This is a genomic window from Nocardia brasiliensis ATCC 700358 (genome assembly GCF_000250675.2).
GTDB lineage: Bacteria > Actinomycetota > Actinomycetes > Mycobacteriales > Mycobacteriaceae > Nocardia > Nocardia brasiliensis_B.
Window position 1 is genome coordinate 114,573 of the sequence record NC_018681.1, and the last position, 17,952, is coordinate 132,524.

Below are 17,952 nucleotides of genomic sequence, written 5' to 3' on the forward strand. Positions count from 1 at the left end.
GGATAATCCGGTTGACCTGGCTCGAGCGGATGCCCATGCTGGGGGCATGCGTTTGCTCGTTTATGGCTGTTGATCTGTCCGGACGGTGCTGGCCCGGCTGACGGGTAGTGCCGGAACCGTTCGTTCCCTCGCGGTTCGCGTGGTGCTCTTCAAGGGCATCGGTGAGCTGATTCCGTTCTATGCGGTGTACGCCCTGTTGTTCGCCGAGCACGGGCTGAGCACGGGACAGATTTCGTCGCTGTTCGCGATCTGGTCGGTCACCGCGTTCCTGCTCGAGGTGCCCTCCGGCGCGTGGGCCGATACCGTTTCGCGCCGGGCGCTGCTCGTCCTCAGCGGTGTCCTGCTGACCGCCGGCTTCGCCCTCTGGACCGTGGTCCCGACCTACTTCGGCTTCGCCGCCGGATTCGTATTGTGGGGCGCGGCAGGCGCTTTGGCTTCCGGCACGTTCGAAGCGCTGCTGTACGACGACCTGGTCGCGCGCGGCGCACAGTCGGCCTATCCGCGCCTGCTCGGCTACACCCGTGCCGCGTCGGAAAGCGCCGTCGTCGTCGGTATCGTCGCCGCCACCCCGCTCTACCTCTGGGGTGGCTATGCCCTGATCGGTTGGTCCAGCGTAGGTTTCGCCGCCCTGCACACCCTGCTCGCTTTTGCTCTTCCCAGTGCCCCCAAATCCGTCTCCGCCGCGGACATCGAGGAACTGGAAGACGAGGCGGGCGAGGAGGTTTCGTGCCAGGCGGACGTCAACTCGACTGCGGCCGAGCGCGCGTCGGCCGACGAGCGCGGCTGGATCGACACGGCGAAGCCCTACGCCGCCGGGCCGAGCGAAGCGGGGCCGACGGTGGACGATCACCGCGCGGCGCTGACCAAGGTCGGCCCGCTGGTGGACGACGCCACGAGCCCGTTCGCGCGCTACTGGGAGATGTTGAAAACCGGCGTGGGGGAGGCGATCCGGGTGCGGGCGGTGCGCAACGGCGTGTTCCTCGGTGCGCTGCTGTTCGGCGTGACGGCGTTCGACGAGTATTTCGCGTTGCTGGCCGAGGCGGTCGGCGTCAGCACGGCGGTGGTGCCGTTACTGGTGGGTCTCACGGTCGTCGGCTCGTTGGTCGGCTCGCTGCTGGCCGGGCGCACCGAGGGGATGTCGGCGCGCACCATGGCTTACGTCGTCGGGGCCGGTGGGTTCTTGTTCGTCGGCGGTGCTTTGATCACCGGACTGGCCGAGCACCACCCGGGCGCCGTGTATCTGCTTGCCGGCCTTGGGTTCGCCGCCATCGGCCTGTCCTACGGCCTCGTGTACAACGCGGGCATCGTCGCCGCGGCCCGACTCCAGGACGCCATCGAAGGACCGGCCCGCGCCACCGTCACCTCGGTCTCCGGCCTGCTCGGCGAGGTCGTAGCCCTGGCAGTCTTCGCCTTCGCCGCCCTGGCCGGCACCGTGTGCTCGCTCCCGGTAACCGTTGCACTCCTGGGTGCGACCCTCCTGCCCATGGCCCTCGTCACCCCCGCCTGGCTCCCCCCGAAACCCGCGCTTACTGAATGAGTGGTTCCTGGTGATCGGCACGCAGCCCGTCGAGCGAGATGTGCAGCAGCCGCTGCCACCGGTGCGGGTTGCCGTCGCCGGTGATCTGGACGGCGTGCCCCAGCGAAACCAGTAGGAGCAGTAGATCGTCGGTGGTCACGCCGGGCCGCAGCACGTCGGTGGCCCGGGCGCGGAGTTGCTCGATGACGAGGCGAAGCTGCTCGATGCCTTCGAGGTCGGGGTCGGTCCACGTGAGCGCGAAGTTCTCCACGATCGCGCGGTGCCGGGCGTAGCCGGTGAGGGCCTGCTGGTAGAAGTCGGTCAGTGCGGTCCAGGGGTCCGTGGCGTCGATCGCCGTGTGCCGCGCGGATTCCGCCCACGTGGTGAAGTCCCGGCGCAGCACCGCCTGCACGAGGTCTTCCTTTTTCGGGAAGTGCCGGTAGAGCGTGCCCATGCCCACCCCGCTGCGGCGGGCGATCTCGCGGACGTCCACCGCAGTGCCGTGTGCGGCCAGAACCGCCGAAGCCGTCTCGACGATCGCCTCCCGGTTGCGGATCGCGTCCACCCGGGGTGCACGGCGTCGGCTGATGCTTTCCGGTACTGCCATCGGGCCAGCATAGCTCCTTATGTGGAGCATCTGCTCCGGTACGTGCTAGCTTAACGGAGCAAGTGCTCCGGATAGTGAAGTGAGATGCCATGTCCGACCAACCCACCCCCGATATCAACGACTGGAACGCCCGAATCATCGCCGAGGTCCGGGCGAGCGGCGGGTACGCCGCGTGGAGTAGCGAGGCCGAATTCGCCGCGGGCCGCCCGGTCCCGCCCCGCATCCCGGGCTTCGGTGACTCCCGCGGCATGCCGCTGATCCTGGTCCACCACACCGGCGCCAAAACCGGACGCGCCCGGATCAGCCCGCTGTTCTATCTGCCGGTCGGCGACAGTTGGGCCGTCTTCGGCACGCACGGCGGCAGCCCGCACCATCCGGCCTGGTACCGCAACCTCATGGCCGACCCGCAGGTCACCGTCGAAGCGGGCGCGGAAACGGTGTCCGCCGTAGCCCGGCTCACCGAAGGGGCTGAGCGTGCGCAGATCTGGGCCGAGCAGACAGCGCTCGTGCCGAAGTTCGCCGACTTCGAGGTCGCTTCCGGCCGGCAGATTCCGGTCGTCCTGCTGGAGCGCGCCACCTAGGGCTGTTCGGCCCGGCGGCGCACGCAGTCCTCACTGCGTGAGCGGTGCGCCGATCAAATGCTCTGCGGTGAGCAGGAATTGGTCGGTGGAGCGGTCGATGAGGTCGGCGCGGGAGATGGGGAGGGTGCCCGACAACCAGCTGTTGGTGGTTTCCCAGAGGCCGCCGAGTAGGTGGGTGGCCGCGAATTCGGCGCGGTCCCCGGCATTTTCGACGATCTCCGCGCCGACCTCGGCGGCGCACACCGCCATCATGATGCCCGCGAAGGAACGCATCACCTCGGCGCGGCGCTGCAGCAGGGCCGGGTTCAACTGGGCTTCGACCGTGACGATGCGCGCCTTGCGCGGGTTGTCGGCGATCAGGTCGACGGCGGCGGCGATGGCGGCCCGGGTCTTGGCGCGGATATCGGCCGACGTGGTGACGAACGCGGCGACCACGGCCTGGCCGATCTCGTCGACGATGCGCTCGAACAGCTCGCTGAACACGGTGTCGAGGTCGGTGAAGCTCTCGTAGTAGTACCGCTCGGACAGCTTGGCCTGGGTGCACAGCCCGGAAACGGTCAGTTTGGCGAAACCTGACGTGCCGATGATGTCCTGAGCGGCGTCGAGCAGGGCCGCGCGCCGCCGCGCGCGCCGTTGCTCGATGGGCACGCCGCCGTAGGACCGCGAGGTGGTAGCCACGGCACCATTCTGGCATACATCCTTGCCAGATATTCGATTGTGTGGGACGGTCTTGTCAGAATGTGCTCGACCCCGAGCCGAACCTCGACCCGACGGGTGAAGTGCAATGGCGCATGACAACCAGAAGCTGCCGACTCCGCAGCTGTTCACGGAGTTCCCGTTCAAATACGCGGTGCCGGTGCTGGCACCCGGCGATCTGAGCTGCACTGCCGCCCAACGTGATTCGTTCCGGCGCTTCGCACAGGTCGGTGACCCGCTCGCGGACGACGTGGTCGCGATGTTCAAGCGGCTGCCCGTCGGTGAAGGACGCCGGATGTTCGAGATCGCGGTGGAACGCGGCATCGACGCGGTGCCGGACGCGCCCGCGGAACTGACCGCCTTCTTCGCGCAGGTGGAAGCGGACCCGTACTGGCTGGACCGGGACAAGCTCGACCGCGGGGCCCGGGTGGTCGGGCGCACCAGCGTCTGGGGCGGTATCGCGATGGGCATGTTCGCCCTGATGGGCGGCTACCTCGCGTCCCGCGCGGACAAAACCCTCGTCGGCACCGGCGACCTAGACGCGATGGCGCCGCGCCGGCTTGCCGAAACCACCCAGTGGTGGCTGGACGTGACCACGCCGGGCGGGCTGGCGCGCAACGCCGTCGGCTACAAGAGCGTGCTGCGGGTCCGGTTGATGCACGCGCTGGTGCGGGCGGGCATGAACCGCAGACCCGACTGGGACTACGACGCGTGGGATCACCCGGTCAACCAGGTACTCACCGTCGGCACCCTGGGCCTGTTCTCGATGGCGAATCTGGTTGGCGCGCAAGCACTCGGCCTGCGTTTCTCGCCCAAAGAGAAGGACGCGGTCTTCCAGCTGTGGCGCTATGTCGGGTTCCTGCTCGGTATCGATCAGGAAATCCTGCCGACCTGTGAGACCGATACCTGGCGCGCGTTCTGGATTCTCGCCGACACCGAATTCATCCCCGACGCCGATTCCCAGCGCCTGGCCCAGGCGCTGATTCCCGCGGCGGGCGGTCTGTTCATCGACAACACCACCGCGCCGCGCCGGGCGGTCCGTGCCGTGCTGACCAGCTACATGGTGGCCTACAGCCGGATCATCCTGGGCCGCAGCAACGCCGATTTCCTCGGTCTCCCGGACAGTCGCTTCTTCCAGAGCGCGGTGCTGGCGACCGCCGTCGTGAACGGCGCGCTGGAGGTGCCCCGCCGAATCCTGCCCGGCGCCACCCGTTTCAGCGAAAACCTCGGCGCCCGCGTCCGCACCCGCCTCGTCCGCGGTTCCATCGCCCGCAACGGCGGCGACCGCACCTACGCCCGGCACGACACCTACGCCCGCCCCGCCCTCCGCGCGGGGTAGGGATCGGCCCCGACGGATTTCGGCGATGCCGCAGAGGCGGACGAGCCCGCCTGCTGCCACGCCAGGCCGATTCCGGCCGGCCCCGAGCCGCACCCGCGGCCACGTCTTACCCTCCCGCGCACATTTCGTCTTCCCGCGCGCGTGTCAGCCGACGGACACGCGCGCGGGACGACGAAATGTGCGCGGCAGGTCAACAGGACTTCGCGCCCTCACCGACTGCGGCGCGCCTGCACGATCCAGGCGCGGGAGTCGAAGTAGACGCCGGTTTCGGTGTGGTGGGCGTCGAGGGTGGCGGTCAGGCGGGCGCGGGCTTGTTCGGCGGCGGCGGGTTCCAGAGCGGCGAGCAGGTCTTTGACTTCCCACAGGCGGAGCACCGTATCCAGGGCGGTGGCGGTGTCCGGGCCGTAGTAAACGGGTTCGTGCACGTCTGTAAAGGTGAGGTCGGTGTATCCGGCGGCCTGCAAGATGCCTTCGGTGACCGCCGGATCGGCGAGGGAGAACGCGTCCGGCCCGCCGGGCGAAGCCGGTGTGCTGGTGAGGGATTCACGGATCGCGGTGGCCCATTCGTTGCGCGCACGCTGCTGCCAGACCAGCAGCACCATCCGCGCACCGGGGCGTAAGGCCCGCCCGATGTTGGTGAACGCGGCGACCGGGTCGGGAAAGAACATCGTGCCGAATCTGCTGATACACAGGTCGAAATGTGCTGTGGGGAAGGGATGCACCTGGGCATCGGCCAGTTGGTAGGTGACGTTGGTGCAGCCCTGCTCAGCACTGATCCGACGGGCTTGTTCGAGCATCGGCGCGGAGCGATCGACGCCCAGCACGCGCTCGGCGACGCGCGCGGCTTCCCGCGTGGACTGTCCTGTCCCGCAACCGATATCGAGCACGCGCTCGCCCGCGCCCACGTCGACGGCGGCACGGAAGTGTTCGTTGTGCCGCCGCAGTTCCGCGTCGTAGTCGAACAACTCCGGCATCATCGACCCCTTCCCGGATCCACCGGCCCGTCGCGGAGGACGCCCCGCACCTGGTCGAGTGTCACTGTGTCCGGCTCGAATTCCGCCAGCCACCACGTGGCGCCCGCCGCGGCATAGGGCGCCGAGTCGGTGCCCGCCGGAAGCGCGACCGCGATGTCGTACGGCGTCGCGGGTTCGGCACGCAGACCGGTGAGCGTGCCGGCGATCTCGGCGACCTGATCCGGGTGTTCGAGGTTGACCGGGAAGAATCCGTCGAGCCGGGCGGCGCGTCGCAGCGGGGCGACCTTCCCCGGGAATCCCGCGGCCCACACCGGCACGCCGGGCCGCTGCACCGGCCTGGGCAGGAACGAGACGTCGTCGACGGTGTAGTGCTGTCCGTGGTGCCGCACCGGCTCACCCGACCAGGCCGCGGCGAGAATCGCCAGCGACTCGTCGAGCATCTGCGCGCGCCGCCGGTCGTCGAGTTCCTCGCCGGTCGCGCGCAATTCGTCGCCGAACCGATTACTGCCGAGGCCGACACCGAGCGTGAGCCGGCCACCGCCGAGCCGGTCCAGCGTCGCGGTCTCCTTGGCGACCTTGGCCGGTCGGCGGCGGGCGAGCGGGGTGACCATCGGCCCGAACCGGAGGCGTTCGGTGGCGGTGGCGATCGTGGCCAGGGTGATCCACGGGTCGGCCGCCAGCTGGACCGGTGCCTGCCAGCGCAGATGGTCCCACACGAACACGCCGTGCCAACCGGCTTCCTCGGCCTCCGCGGCCAGCCGCGCGACCGCGATCGGATCCGCGAGTTCGTCGAACAGCGGCAGCCAGAGGGCGGACCGGAAGACGTCGTCGTGCATGTGGCAACGCTAGACCGGGGATGTCGGCCCTGAAAGCAGTAGTTTTCCGGGCAGCCCGACGGGGATCAGAGCTTGCGCGAGCGCAATTCGTGCCCCTTGGACGTTTTACACCGTCCCGATTCCAGATCCCATTGCCAGCCGTGCAAATTGCAGGTGAGGGTATTGCCTTCCACTACACCGAATTTCGAGAGATCCGCCTTCAGGTGCGGGCAACGCCGCTGCACTTCCCAGCCGTCCAGTTCGGTGGACGCGGAATCGTCGTGCGCCTCGGAGAACCAGCCGTCGGCGTAGGCGATGCGCTCATCGGTGAGGCATTTGAAGAAGGTGTAGAGGAATTCGTTGTAGCCGCCGATCCGCCACGCCTGGAAGCGGGTGGACAGGAAGATGGTGTTCACCCAGTCCGGTTCCCGGTCCCGCAGCACGGTGCGCACCAGGTCCGGCGCGATGCGGAAACCGTAGCGGTACTTACCTTCGCCCTCGATCGGGCCGCGCACCACCCGCTTCGGGAAGTCCAGCACCACCGTCTCGTCGCCGAGCACCAGCCCGACGGGGTAACCGATGCCGTCGCAGATCAGATCGCTCTGCGCCATGATCGGCTCGAACAGTGCCCGCAGCGGCTCCAGCAGCGGCTCGTCATTCGTTGCCCAGGAAGCCTTTTCGGCCGCCAGCACCGGCGCGAGGCGCTGCGCCATCAGTTCGATGTACTCGGCCTTGTTGTCGTAGATCAGGCCCGGCTCGAACGGGTGGGTGAGCTCGAGTTCCCGCCCGCGCACGTCGGCGACCGAGCCGGGGATCATCAGGATCCCGCCCTCGTTGCCGTGGATGCGCATCTGCTCCAGGAACACCATCTGGTCCGGGAAGATGTTGCCCTCGTCGCCGCGGTCGTCGTTCAGGTAGCGCAGTTCGTCGTCGAGGAACACCGGCGGACCGGCGGAGGGCACCACCCAGGTCGCGCCGACCTGCTCGACGTAGCTGCGGCAGCGGTCCATGCCGCGCTGACGCTTCTGTTTGCCGAAGTTCGCCTTGGTGCGGTTCGGGATGTCGTAGACCATCGGGTACCAGATCGCGCCCGAGTACTGCAGCAGGTGGATGTCGACGTGCCCGAACGCGTCGTGCAGCACGTCCATGTCCACGGGGCGGGCGTCGTTCATGTTGAAACAGGTGGTCTCGCCGTCGGAGACGACCAGTCCGGAATCGCCGATCGGGCCGTCGGCGGGCGCACGCAGCGCGATGATCATGATGTCGATATCGCCGCCCGGACCGGTGACCGTGTGCTTGACCGAATCCTCGGTCTCGAAGAACTTGGTGAAGCCCAGCTGCTCCAGCTCGCGCTTCAGATCCGGCACCGGGTAGTCCGGCAGCAGCACGGTCGCGTCCTTGTTGACGTGCTCGGCCAAATTCTTCGCGTCGAAGTGGTCGCGGTGCAGATGCGAGACGTAGAGGAAATCGCAGTTGCCCAGCTCGTCCCAGTCCAGCTGGGTGTTGTCGGGGAACGGGAACCACGAACCGAAGTAGGCCGGATTGACCCACGGATCGCAAAGGATCGACCCGGCCGCGGTGCGGATGTGGAATCCGGCGTGTCCGACGCTGGTGATCTGCACGAGCTGCTCCTCCTGAAGCGTTGCCAGTCATCCAGGGTAATGGCTGCGCCGAGCGGCCCGGTCGGCGGCCGCCGTGGTCGCGCGGGCACGTGACCACGGCGGTGCGTGCGCTACGCCGAAACGTCGCCGATGCAGTAGCCCTGCGCGCCCGCCAGCACCGTGAAGGTCCGTGTCTGGGTCACACCGGACGAATTCGTCACGGGCACCTCGACGGCGAGGTAGTCCCCGCGCAGCGCCTTGGAGCTGATCTCCTGATCCGCGAACTTGGTCGCCCCGGTGAGTTTGCCCGGGTTGTTCGCCAGCGGTGCGGCGACCGGCTTACCGGTGCCGCTGGGATCCCAGGCCGCGGGCGCGGCCGGGCACACCAGCGGGTAGGTGCCTTCCTTGTCGGCCGGATCCAGCGGCTTGCCGACGAATCGGGCCAGGTAGCGCCGCACGGTGTGCCGGGCGTCGGCGTCGTTGTACTCGATCTCCGCGCCGCCGGTGGCCACCCGCGGGCAGGCGTATTCGGTGTCCAGTGCGGCGCGTTCGACGGTGACCGTGGTGCCCCGGTTCTGCCAGGTGATGCCGTTCGAGGTCGCGGTACCCGGCTGCGCGAGCGCGGCCAGAATGGCCTGCTCGTTGCCGTACATGTCGGCGACGTTGCGCGGCGCGATGGTCCAGCACTTGGTTTTCAGCTGCTCGGCAGTGCTGGTCGGCAGGTCGTCGGCCCAGCGCTGCACGGCTTGCGGCAGTTCGCGCACCGTGCCCGACGTGGGGACGACCACCGACGGGGTGGTCGTCGCCGGCGTCGCGGTCGGCACCGCGGCCGCCGGGGTGCCAGCCGCGGCGACCGCGCTCGGCGCGTCATCCTGCGGGATGCCGACCGTGGAGTCACAGCCCACGAGGGCGAAGGCGCTGGTCACGGCTAATCCGCCGAGGACGGCGCGGCGGGCCGCCCGCCGTACCGCCCGATGGTCATCCCGCGCTGATTCCTGTTCGCGTCCACACAATTTCGGTAGGGCGCAGTCCACTTCGACGATCCTCTTCTCTGCCTCCGGCGGCGGGCCGATCGGGGTCTGTTCCGAACCGGGTGCGGCCCACATCGTGATGGCGCACTGCCGGATGGGACAGTCTGCGACTACGCTAGCGGAATTGTGGAACCCGTCTACCGCACGATCATCGGCCTGGCCCGAACCGTCTTCTTCGTCGAGGGGCTGAAGTTCACCGTCAAGGGCGATGAACATATCCCCGCGCAGGGTGGTGCCGTGCTCGCGGTCAACCACACCGGCTATATGGACTTCACCTACGCGGGGCTGCCGGTGCGCACGCCCAAGCGCTACATCCGGTTCATGGCCAAGAAAGAGGTCTTCGACGACAAGATCTCCGGCCCGATCATGCGCGCGCTCAAGCACATTCCGGTCGACCGGGGTGCGGGGGCCGACTCCTACAAAGCCGCGGTGGAGTACCTGCGCCGTGGTGAACTCGTCGGGGTCTATCCCGAGGCGACCATCAGCCGCAGCTTCGAGATCAAGGAGTTCAAATCCGGTGCCGCGCGCATGGCGCTGGAGGCGGACGTGCCGATCATCCCCATCGTCATCTGGGGCGCGCAGCGCGTGTGGACCAAGGGCTTCCCGAAGCGTCTGGGTCGCACCAACACCCCGATCTCCATCGCGGTCGGCGCACCCATCGCGCCGTTCGAGCCCGCCGCCGAACTCACCGCGAAGCTGCGTGCGACCATGCAGGAAATGCTGCTCGACCTGCAAAAGGACTACGTGCACGAACAGGGCGCGTACTGGGTCCCGGCCCGCCTCGGCGGTAGCGCTCCTACCCTGGAAGAGGCCGACGCGCTCGACGCCGCCGAGGCCGCGGAAAAGGCCGCACGCAAGAAGTCGGCCTCGTAGCAGCGGAGAGTTTCGGATGGCGCGGGAACCGGTTTACGACCTACTCACCGGCCTGGTCCGCACCATATTCCTGGTGCAGGGCCTGCGGATCGATATCGCCGGACAGGAACGCATCCCGCGGACCGGCGGCGCAGTACTCGCCGTGAACCACACCGCGTACCTGGACTTCATGGAGGTGGGACTGGTCGGCCGCAAGTCCGGCCGCAACGTCCGATACATGATGAAGGCCGAGCTGGAACACGGCATCGTCGGCTTTCTGATGAAGCACTGCAAGGCCATCGGCGTGGACCGCACCGCGGGCGCCGAATCCTACGGCCGCGCGGTGCAGGCGCTGCGCGACGGCGAACTGGTCGTGGTCTATCCCGAGGCCACCATCAGCCGCAGCTTCGAGTTGAAGGAATTCAAGTCCGGGGCCGCGCGCATGGCGATCGAGGCGGACGTGCCGATCGTCCCGGTGGTGATCTGGGGCGCACACCGCGTGTGGACCAAGGACATCCCGAAAAAGCTGGGCCGCCACAACTTTCCGATCAACATCCGGGTCGGCACGCCCATCCCCGCCACCGAACCCGCCGAAACCCTCACCGCCACCCTGCGCACCGCCATGTCCACCCTGCTCGGCCAGGCCCAGCAGGACTATCCGATGGAGCCCGGCGCCCGCTGGGTCCCCGCCCGCCTGGGCGGCACCGCCCCCACCCTCGACGAGGCCGCCGTCCTGGAACAGGAAGAACTCGCCCGCCGCCGCGCCGCCCGCGACCACTAGCCCCACAGGGGTTGTCGCCAGCTCGCACAGCGAATTGCCAGAGGGCACACGGGTCATCGGCGTCCTCCATGCGATGTAGGGGTTGGCGTCGGGTAACGGCGACGTCCGAATTCTGGCCGCCGATAAGCAAATGAACTCGGTGGTTACAACGCGTGTTCCCATCCGGAAGCGTCCGCAGTTCCGAATGCGTAGTGCAGCTGTGAGCTATCAGAATCGACTCACGAAGGAGCACGAACATGACTCACTGGAACCACAGGGTTCGCTTCGTTCCATTGCTCGTCGGTGCGTTGTTGTCCGGTGTGCTGGTCGTTACTCCGGCTGCGGCGGACCCGGAGGAGGTCAATCCGAAACGGCTGCCCGGCTGCTTGGAAGAGGTCAACTCCATACCCGAGAGCGAGGGGGTCCTGAGGGAGAAGTTGCTCCTGCGATGCCTGAGCGAGGGCTGCCTGCATCAGGTCACGGGGGATGGCGACAACGTCTCCAAATTCCTCAAATGCACGGACGATGCGGTCGACCAGGTCGACACGAGCGAGCAGTCTCGTGCCGCCTATAAAGCGGCATTTCAGAAGGCTCGACCCTGCCTTGAACCCCTGCTCTCGGATATCGAGGTTCAGGTCAGCGGAGACCGAGAGGCAGAGCTGGGACCCAAGGCGGCGTATTGCCTGAGCGAGGCCGTACACGGTTAGATCCCCGGTTCGAAGCTGGGCGGCGGCGGACGCTTCGGCGTTTCTCGACCCCGCGTCGGCCGCGCGCGTGCCCATCACCTAGTGCGACTCGGTCCTGTGAGTCGGCTGGCAGGTGGACGGGAAGTTGCCGAGAGTTCGACTGAGAGCGTTGTGGAGAGCCGTTGCGCGACAGTACTTTTCGGGTACCGGACATCGCTCTACGGAAGGTCGACCTCATGATTCTGCTCTCGCTGCTGGCCGCGACGGGAAGTGCCGCCGCGGCATGGGCCACCGGAAGTGCCGCGATGGTGTTGGGAAACAGCGGCATTCTGCAGTAGACCCCGGAAACACCGAACGGGACGGCACGTTCTGCCGCCCCGTCCGGGTATCACGCTGCGGTGGAACGGAATCCGCGCAGCCGCAGGCTGTTGCTGACGACGAAGACCGACGAGAACGCCATCGCCGCACCGGCCAGCATCGGGTTCAGCAGCCCGGCCATGGCCAGCGGGATCGCGGCCACGTTATAGGCGAAGGCCCAGAACAGGTTGCCCTTGATGGTGCCCAGGGTCCTACGGGACAACCGGATCGCATCGGCGGCGGCACGCAGGTCGCCCCGGACGAGGGTCAGGTCGCTCGCCTCGATGGCGACATCGGTGCCGGTGCCCATGGCCAGGCCCAGATCGGCCTGCGCCAGCGCCGCGGCGTCGTTCACGCCGTCACCGACCATCGCGACGACCTTGCCTTCGGCCTGCAACCGCTTGACGGTGTCCACCTTGTCCTGCGGCAGCACCTCCGCGATCACCTCGCCGATCCCGACCTGGGCGGCGATCGCCGCGGCGGCCGCCTTGTTGTCGCCGGTCAGCATGATCGGGGTCAGGCCGAGCGCACGCAGTTGCGAAATCGCCTCGGCCGAGGTCGGTTTCACGGCGTCGGCGACGACCAGCACGCCGCGTGCCTTTCCGTCCCAGCCCACCGCGACCGCGGTCTTACCGTCTGTCTCGGCAGCCTGCATGGCCCGTTCCAGATCGGCACCCAACTGCTGGGACCAGTCCGCGAGCAGCCGGGCTCGTCCGACGAGCATCGCGTGCCCGTCGACCACGCCCTGCACGCCGAGCCCTTCGATGTTCTCGAAGCCCTCGACCGCGGCCAGTTCGCCACGTTCCTTGGCGCCCTTGGCGATCGCCTGCGCGATCGGGTGCTCGGACGAATCCTCCAGCGCCCCGGCGAGTGCGAGCACCTCGTCGGCGTCCTCGCCGTCGGCGGCGACCACGTCGAGCAGGGTCATCCGGCCGGTGGTGACGGTTCCGGTCTTGTCCAGCACGATGGTGTCCACGCGCTTGGTCGATTCCAGCACCTCGGGGCCCTTGATCAGGATGCCGAGCTGCGCGCCGCGACCGGTACCCACCAGCAACGCGGTCGGCGTGGCCAGGCCGAGCGCGCACGGGCACGCGATGATCAGCACCGCGACCGCCGCGGTGAAGGCCGCCGCGACGGAACCGCCGGTGCCGAGCCAGAACCCGAGCGTCGCGACCGCCAGCGCCAGCACGATCGGCACGAAGATCCCGGAGATCCGGTCGGCCAGTCGTTGCGCCTGCGCCTTGCCGGTCTGCGCGTCTTCGACCAGCTTCGCCATCTGCGCCAGCTGGGTGTCCGAGCCGATCCGGGTGGCGCGCACCACGATTCGCCCGCCGACGTTCACCGTCGCGCCGACCACGGTGTCCTCGGGGCCCACCTCGACCGGCACCGATTCGCCGGTCAGCATCGAGGCGTCGACCGCCGAGGAGCCCTCCAGCACCACGCCGTCGGTGGCGATCTTCTCACCGGGCCGGACCACGAACCGATCGCCGACGACCAACTGCTCCACCGGGATTCGCTGCTCCGCACCGTCGCGCAACACCGAGACCTCTTTGGCGCCGAGTTCGAGCAGCGCGCGCAGCGCGGCGCCGGCCTGTCGCTTGGAACGGGCCTCGAAGTAGCGCCCGGCCAGGATGAAGGTGGTGACGCCCGCGGCGGCTTCCAGGTAGATGCTGCCCGAACCGTCCATCCGCGAGATGGTGAACTCGAACGGGTGCGTCATGCCCGCCGTCCCGGCGGTGCCCCAGAACAGCGCGTACAGCGACCAGCCGAAGGCGGCGAGGGTGCCCATCGATACCAGCGTGTCCATGGTCGCCGTGCCGTGGCGCAAATTGGCCCACGCCGCCCGGTGGAACGGCAGCGCACCCCACACCACGACGGGTGCGGCCAGCGTGAGCGAGAGCCACTGCCAGTTGGTGAACTGCAAGGCGGGGATCATCGCCATCGCGATTACCGGCACGGTGAGCACCAGCGAGACCAGCAGCCTGGTGCGCAACGCGGCGGTCGGATCTGCTGCCACGGCAGCGGTTTCCGCAGGGGCGGGGGTGGGCAGGGTCGCGCTGTACCCGGCCTGCTCGACCGTGGCGATCAGCTCGGCGGGCGAGACGTCACCGGTGACGTCGACCCGCGCCTTCTCGGTCGCATAGTTCACCGTCGCCGTGACACCGTCGAGCTTGTTCAGCTTCTTCTCGATGCGGTTGGCGCAGGATGCGCAGGTCATGCCGCCGATCACCAGTTCGACCTGCCCGGTTCCGGGTGGTTGCGTCGCGGTGGTCATTGTGTGCTCCATTCTCTGCGGCACAGTGGTGGATCGGCGGGTCAGTGGCCGTGGCCGGCGGTGGCGTGGGTGCCGTGGCCGTCGGTCGCGGGTGCGGCGTCCGGCGCGACGGTCAGCGTGAACTCCGCGGTGCGGACCACGCCCTCGTGCTGGAAGTCCAGGAACAGCCGGTAGTCGCCCGCGGTCGGTGCGGTCACGTAGAACGTGATACCCGGTCCGGCCGGGGTGACGCCGTCGCCGGGTGCGCCGTCCGGATGTACGTGCAGGTAGCCGAGGTCGGTGCTGCGCAGCGCGACCAGGTGACCGTAGGCGCCGAGATAGGGCTGCAGGTCTGTGACGGGCTTACCGTCTTTGCGGACCGTCAGCGTGACCTTCGAGGCCTGGCCGGGTGCGACCGTACCGTCGAGGGTGACGGCGTAACCGTCGACCGTGCTGGTGGGCGCGGGTGCGGGCAGCGGCTGCGGGTCGTAGGCGCCCGCGACGCGCAGGTCGGTGCCGAGGGTCAGGTTCGCGCCGCCCGCCGGGGTGAAGTCGGCGAAAACCCGGTAGTCGCCGGCGCGTGCCAGATTCAGCGGGACGCTCCAGGTGCCGTCCGTGCCGAGCACCGGGTGCACGTGCTGGAAGCCGGCCAGGTCGCGGCGGACCACGATCAGGTGCAGATCCTTGTCGTGTGCGCGGGTGTAGCGGGTGAGCAGCGTGCCGTCCTGGTTCAGGATGCGGAATCGCAGCGGAACCGATTGCGCCGCAGTGGTGATCGGGGTGTCGAGCCGCAGCGTGTATCCGCTTTCGGTGCTCATCATTCCTCCAGGTGCTTGGTCGGCGGGGGCGGGCCCGGCCTCGTGTTTCGAATCAGCGGCGCCGTCGGGGCCGAGCGCCGCGCCGGTCGCGAGTGCGATCCCGAAGACGGCGGCCAGGCCCAAGGCGAAGCCGGCGAACTTGGTGGACGTTTTCATCGGATGCTCCGTTTTTGGTCAGGCGGTGCGGCAGTGGCGACGGCAACTCGGTCCGGGAATGGTCACGGTGCTCATCGGTCTCCTCCTGCGCCAGCGGCTCGCTCTCGTTGATTACCATACCCCCCTAGGGTACTAAGTCAAGCCCGCGACGGCGGATCTCCCGAATGCCCCACGTCACACAACGAGAAAGACCGCCGCGCAGCGCTGCGCGGCGGTCTTGTCCGGCGAGGGGGAACTGGTGGCGGGACCTACTCGGCCGACGCCGCCACCAGTTCCCCCTCGGCGACTAGGTGGCGTGGAGGTTGCGGGCGGTGGGGGAGGTTTCGGTGGTCGCGGGGTCGGGGTGGGTGCCGAAGAGGCGATCCGCGGTGCCGGAGGTGGTCACGGTGAACCAGTAGTGCTCGTTCTTGTAGTGGTGGTGCCGATGATTACGCCAAACCGCCCGGTAGAGCGCGCCTTTCGGCTTGTAGTCGGTGTGGATCAGGTAGTGGGTCCACTCGTAGCCGAGTCCGAGCACCGTGATCGTCAACAGGAAGGACAGGCCGAGCCCGAGGCGCGGAAACGCGAACAGCGCCAACGCGATCAGGACGACCACCAGCACCGAGAGGGTCTTGGTCGGGATGAAGATCAGCGGAATATCGCGCGGATCCACATGATGCTCGCGGTGTTTGCGCGCCAGCTCGCTGTCGATCGCGATCGGGCCGAGCTGCCGTGGCCGCCAATGCAACACGGTGACGTGCACAATCCATTCGAAGGCCGGGAACACCGCGAGCATCACCGCGGGCACCATGGCGTCGGTCACCTGCCAGTCGCCGACCAGGATACGGCCGATCAGCGCCGCGACCAGCGTGCCGCCGATGAGCCACGGCGACGGATGGCGGAGGAACTCGCGTGCCGCCGCCCCGAGCGTGAGCCCCCGGCGCAACGACCGTTCGTCCTTGCGCACTCGCTCACGCGCACTCGCCTCGACCGGATCGCGTCCGGCTGCTGAATCCTGTTTCCCAGCTGCGGGTTTCGTCATGGTACTTCCTCGATGAAGCGTGATCAGTGGCCGCCGAGGACCTCGATCAGAGCGGTGGTCGCCGGCTCGAGCAGCGCCCGAGCGGTCTCGGCGGCCTCTTGCGGCCGGCCCGCCACAATGGCGGCGGCCAGTTCGCGGTACGCCCCGACATTGCCCACCTCGGCGGACATGATCGGAGCCAGCGCCACGAGCGCCGGTTCATAAGCGGCCCGCAACATGTTGAACATCAACCGGAACACAATGGAATCCGCCGCATCCACCACGTGATCCCAAAAATCCAACGCCAACCGCTGCCGCACCACCGGATCCCCCTCCGCCGCAAGCGCTTCCACGCTCGCGAGCAGCGCGTCGAAGATGGCGGGGCCGGTGTCCGCGGTGGTGGCGGTTCCACCGGAGGGTCTCGCACTCGATGCAGCTGCGCCGGAGGTAGTCGTGCCGGAGGTGGTCGTGCCGGAGGTGGTTGCGCCGGAGGTGGTCGTGCCGGAGGTGGTTGCGCCGGAGGTGGTTGCGCCGGAGGTGGTTGCGCCGGAGGTGGTTGCGCCGAAATCGTTCGTGCCCGAGGTGGTTGCGCCGGAAACGGCTGTGCCAGAGGCGGTTTTGTCGGGGGTGGTTGTGTCCGAGGGGGTGGTGCCGAAAGTGGTCGTGCCTGAGGCGGATCTGTCCGAGGTGGTCGCGCCAGGGGTGGTTGCGCCCGGGGTGGTGGTGGAGGAGGCGGTTGTGCCCGAGGGAGGTGTTGTCTCGGCGCTCTCCGTGTGCGAGGTGTCGCCCTTGTCTGTCGCGCTCGATGTTGAGGTGGGGGTGGTGCGACCCGACCGGTCGGCTGAGGGAGTGGTGGTAGCTGTGCCGTCGGCGTATGGGGCGGCGTCGGGTTCGGTGTGGGCGCGGGGGGAGCGGGCGGCGGCGAGTTCGGCGACTTTGGGGCCGTTGTGCAGGCGCGCCTCCAGGATGCTGCGCGCTACGGCGGGATCCAGTTCGCCGGCCTGCACCAGCAGCCGGGGTAGTACCTCGAGCCCGGCGCCGCGCCGATAGTCCAGCACGGTCGTCGCATCCCCTTGCCGCACCGAAACCAGCCCCGCCGCCGCCAGCCGCTGCAACGCCTCCCGCACCGCAGGCCGCGACACCCCCAGCGCCTCGGCCAACTGCCGCTCACTCGGCAGCGTCGCCCCCGGCGCCAACTCCCCACTCAGCACATCCGCCACGATCTGCTCGAAGACATCCCCCGACACCGACCGCTTGACCACAGGTTGCAACGCCATAGCCCCACTCTGCACCGGCAAAGGTAAGGAGGTCAAGTGGTCAGACCAATTTACTCGTTAGCCGACCGGGACTTAGGCCACGAGATGCGCCGAGGTCGCGCAGCATGCCGACGGATCGAACTATCCGCGCGCTTCCTAGCGCACCCGTTTGCGCAGGCCCGAACATGTGCGGGAACCCAAAGGGGTGCGTTCGCCCAGAAGCGAGCCGCACTGTGTACCAAGCGACAGATAGGGGCCTGAATCACAGAGCGTCCACACGGTCCACAGGGGTTATAAGCCCTGTGAACGGTACGGAGACTCTGTGAACCCGCCGAGGCACAACGACACCCACTTGAAACCCGCTGCCCCCGAGCCAAAGTCCCTCTCGAGAGCGGCACCACAGGCCGACGACCACGCTGGGACGAGACGCCGCGTGCCCGGCACCCGCCTGAAGCCGGGAACGGCAGGCGACGTGCCCGGCATAACCCATGTAACCCCCGCGGCAGGAACACAAAACTGGGCTAGTCGAACTTCGGTAGCCAGCCAACAAGCCCAAACGCAACACCACAAGCCCAACGATGATCCCCACCCCGACCGCGGTATCCGAGCCAACCACCTCCGGACGCAGCCAAAGCCCAACGGTGCGTGACGAT

Annotated in this window: 15 protein-coding genes and 2 pseudogenes; 6 read left to right on the forward strand and 11 right to left on the reverse strand. The window is 68.2% G+C overall.

All coding sequences use genetic code 11. From position 1 onward, the window contains the following. Nucleotides 1-139 precede the first annotated feature (139 nt). Complete coding sequence (locus tag O3I_RS00515) at nucleotides 140-1,537, forward strand: MFS transporter (protein WP_014980930.1); 1,398 nt, start codon at nucleotides 140-142, stop codon at nucleotides 1,535-1,537. On the opposite strand, the gene O3I_RS00520 is transcribed toward O3I_RS00515, so the two are convergent. Next, nucleotides 1,527-2,123, reverse strand: a complete 597-nt coding sequence (locus O3I_RS00520) for a TetR/AcrR family transcriptional regulator (protein ID WP_041562322.1) — start codon at nucleotides 2,121-2,123, stop codon at nucleotides 1,527-1,529. The two genes, O3I_RS00515 and O3I_RS00520, sit on opposite strands and share 11 nt — an antisense overlap. 89 nt (nucleotides 2,124-2,212) lie before the next feature. Between O3I_RS00520 and O3I_RS00525 the strand changes: the two genes are divergently transcribed. Then, a complete protein-coding gene (locus tag O3I_RS00525; RefSeq protein ID WP_014980932.1) occupies nucleotides 2,213-2,704 on the forward strand; it encodes a nitroreductase/quinone reductase family protein in 492 nt (163 codons plus the stop codon). A 30-nt stretch (nucleotides 2,705-2,734) separates the two neighbouring features. Here O3I_RS00525 and O3I_RS00530 read toward each other — a convergent pair whose 3' ends face one another. Then, nucleotides 2,735-3,382, reverse strand: coding sequence for a TetR/AcrR family transcriptional regulator (locus O3I_RS00530; RefSeq protein WP_014980933.1), 648 nt, complete (start codon nucleotides 3,380-3,382; stop codon nucleotides 2,735-2,737). Between the two features lie 106 nt (nucleotides 3,383-3,488). Here O3I_RS00530 and O3I_RS00535 point away from each other — a divergent pair, with 106 nt between their 5' ends. Further along, the gene (locus tag O3I_RS00535; protein WP_014980934.1) at nucleotides 3,489-4,739 is read left to right on the forward strand and encodes an oxygenase MpaB family protein; all 1,251 of its coding nucleotides are present in this window, start codon (nucleotides 3,489-3,491) and stop codon (nucleotides 4,737-4,739) included. Between the two features lie 209 nt (nucleotides 4,740-4,948). On the opposite strand, the gene O3I_RS00540 is transcribed toward O3I_RS00535, so the two are convergent. The 4 genes from O3I_RS00540 to O3I_RS00555 all read right to left on the reverse strand — a co-directional run bounded on the left by O3I_RS00540 (nucleotide 4,949) and on the right by O3I_RS00555 (nucleotide 9,055). Beyond that, the gene (locus O3I_RS00540) at nucleotides 4,949-5,713 is read right to left on the reverse strand and encodes a class I SAM-dependent methyltransferase (RefSeq protein WP_237748230.1); all 765 of its coding nucleotides are present in this window, start codon (nucleotides 5,711-5,713) and stop codon (nucleotides 4,949-4,951) included. After that, nucleotides 5,713-6,549, reverse strand: coding sequence for an LLM class flavin-dependent oxidoreductase (locus O3I_RS00545; protein ID WP_014980936.1), 837 nt, complete (start codon nucleotides 6,547-6,549; stop codon nucleotides 5,713-5,715). The genes O3I_RS00540 and O3I_RS00545 overlap by 1 nt, the downstream gene beginning before the upstream one ends. 65 nt (nucleotides 6,550-6,614) lie before the next feature. Further along, entirely contained in the window at nucleotides 6,615-8,150 is a 1,536-nt protein-coding gene (locus O3I_RS00550; protein WP_014980937.1) for a Rieske 2Fe-2S domain-containing protein, read from the reverse strand. A 110-nt stretch (nucleotides 8,151-8,260) separates the two neighbouring features. Next, nucleotides 8,261-9,055 carry a hypothetical protein gene (locus O3I_RS00555; protein WP_141691657.1) on the reverse strand — a complete coding sequence of 265 codons (795 nt, stop codon included), beginning with the start codon at nucleotides 9,053-9,055 and terminating at the stop codon, nucleotides 8,261-8,263. 231 nt (nucleotides 9,056-9,286) lie between these two features. On the opposite strand from O3I_RS00555, the gene O3I_RS00560 reads away from it, so the two are divergent. The 3 genes from O3I_RS00560 to O3I_RS00570 all read left to right on the forward strand — a co-directional run bounded on the left by O3I_RS00560 (nucleotide 9,287) and on the right by O3I_RS00570 (nucleotide 11,479). Next, entirely contained in the window at nucleotides 9,287-10,033 is a 747-nt protein-coding gene (locus tag O3I_RS00560) for a lysophospholipid acyltransferase family protein (protein WP_014980939.1), read from the forward strand. A 16-nt stretch (nucleotides 10,034-10,049) separates the two neighbouring features. Beyond that, complete coding sequence (locus O3I_RS00565; protein WP_014980940.1) at nucleotides 10,050-10,793, forward strand: lysophospholipid acyltransferase family protein; 744 nt, start codon at nucleotides 10,050-10,052, stop codon at nucleotides 10,791-10,793. 236 nt (nucleotides 10,794-11,029) lie between these two features. Further along, the gene (locus O3I_RS00570) at nucleotides 11,030-11,479 is read left to right on the forward strand and encodes a hypothetical protein (RefSeq protein WP_014980941.1); all 450 of its coding nucleotides are present in this window, start codon (nucleotides 11,030-11,032) and stop codon (nucleotides 11,477-11,479) included. Nucleotides 11,480-11,846: 367 nt separating this feature from the next. On the opposite strand, the gene O3I_RS00575 is transcribed toward O3I_RS00570, so the two are convergent. From O3I_RS00575 to O3I_RS00595, 5 genes and pseudogenes are all read right to left on the reverse strand, one after another. Continuing rightward, nucleotides 11,847-14,090: a heavy metal translocating P-type ATPase gene (locus O3I_RS00575; RefSeq protein WP_014980942.1), complete on the reverse strand. Its 2,244-nt coding sequence runs from the start codon at nucleotides 14,088-14,090 to the stop codon at nucleotides 11,847-11,849. A 41-nt stretch (nucleotides 14,091-14,131) separates the two neighbouring features. Beyond that, entirely contained in the window at nucleotides 14,132-15,043 is a 912-nt protein-coding gene (locus O3I_RS00580; RefSeq protein ID WP_014980943.1) for a hypothetical protein, read from the reverse strand. 286 nt (nucleotides 15,044-15,329) lie between these two features. Beyond that, complete coding sequence (locus tag O3I_RS00585) at nucleotides 15,330-16,064, reverse strand: sterol desaturase family protein (RefSeq protein WP_081593862.1); 735 nt, start codon at nucleotides 16,062-16,064, stop codon at nucleotides 15,330-15,332. Nucleotides 16,065-16,087: 23 nt separating this feature from the next. After that, a pseudogene (locus O3I_RS00590) lies at nucleotides 16,088-16,408 on the reverse strand (FCD domain-containing protein); the annotation flags it as partial. A 540-nt stretch (nucleotides 16,409-16,948) separates the two neighbouring features. Next, a pseudogene (locus O3I_RS00595) lies at nucleotides 16,949-17,320 on the reverse strand (FadR/GntR family transcriptional regulator); the annotation flags it as partial. Between the last annotated feature and the right edge of the window lie 632 nt (nucleotides 17,321-17,952).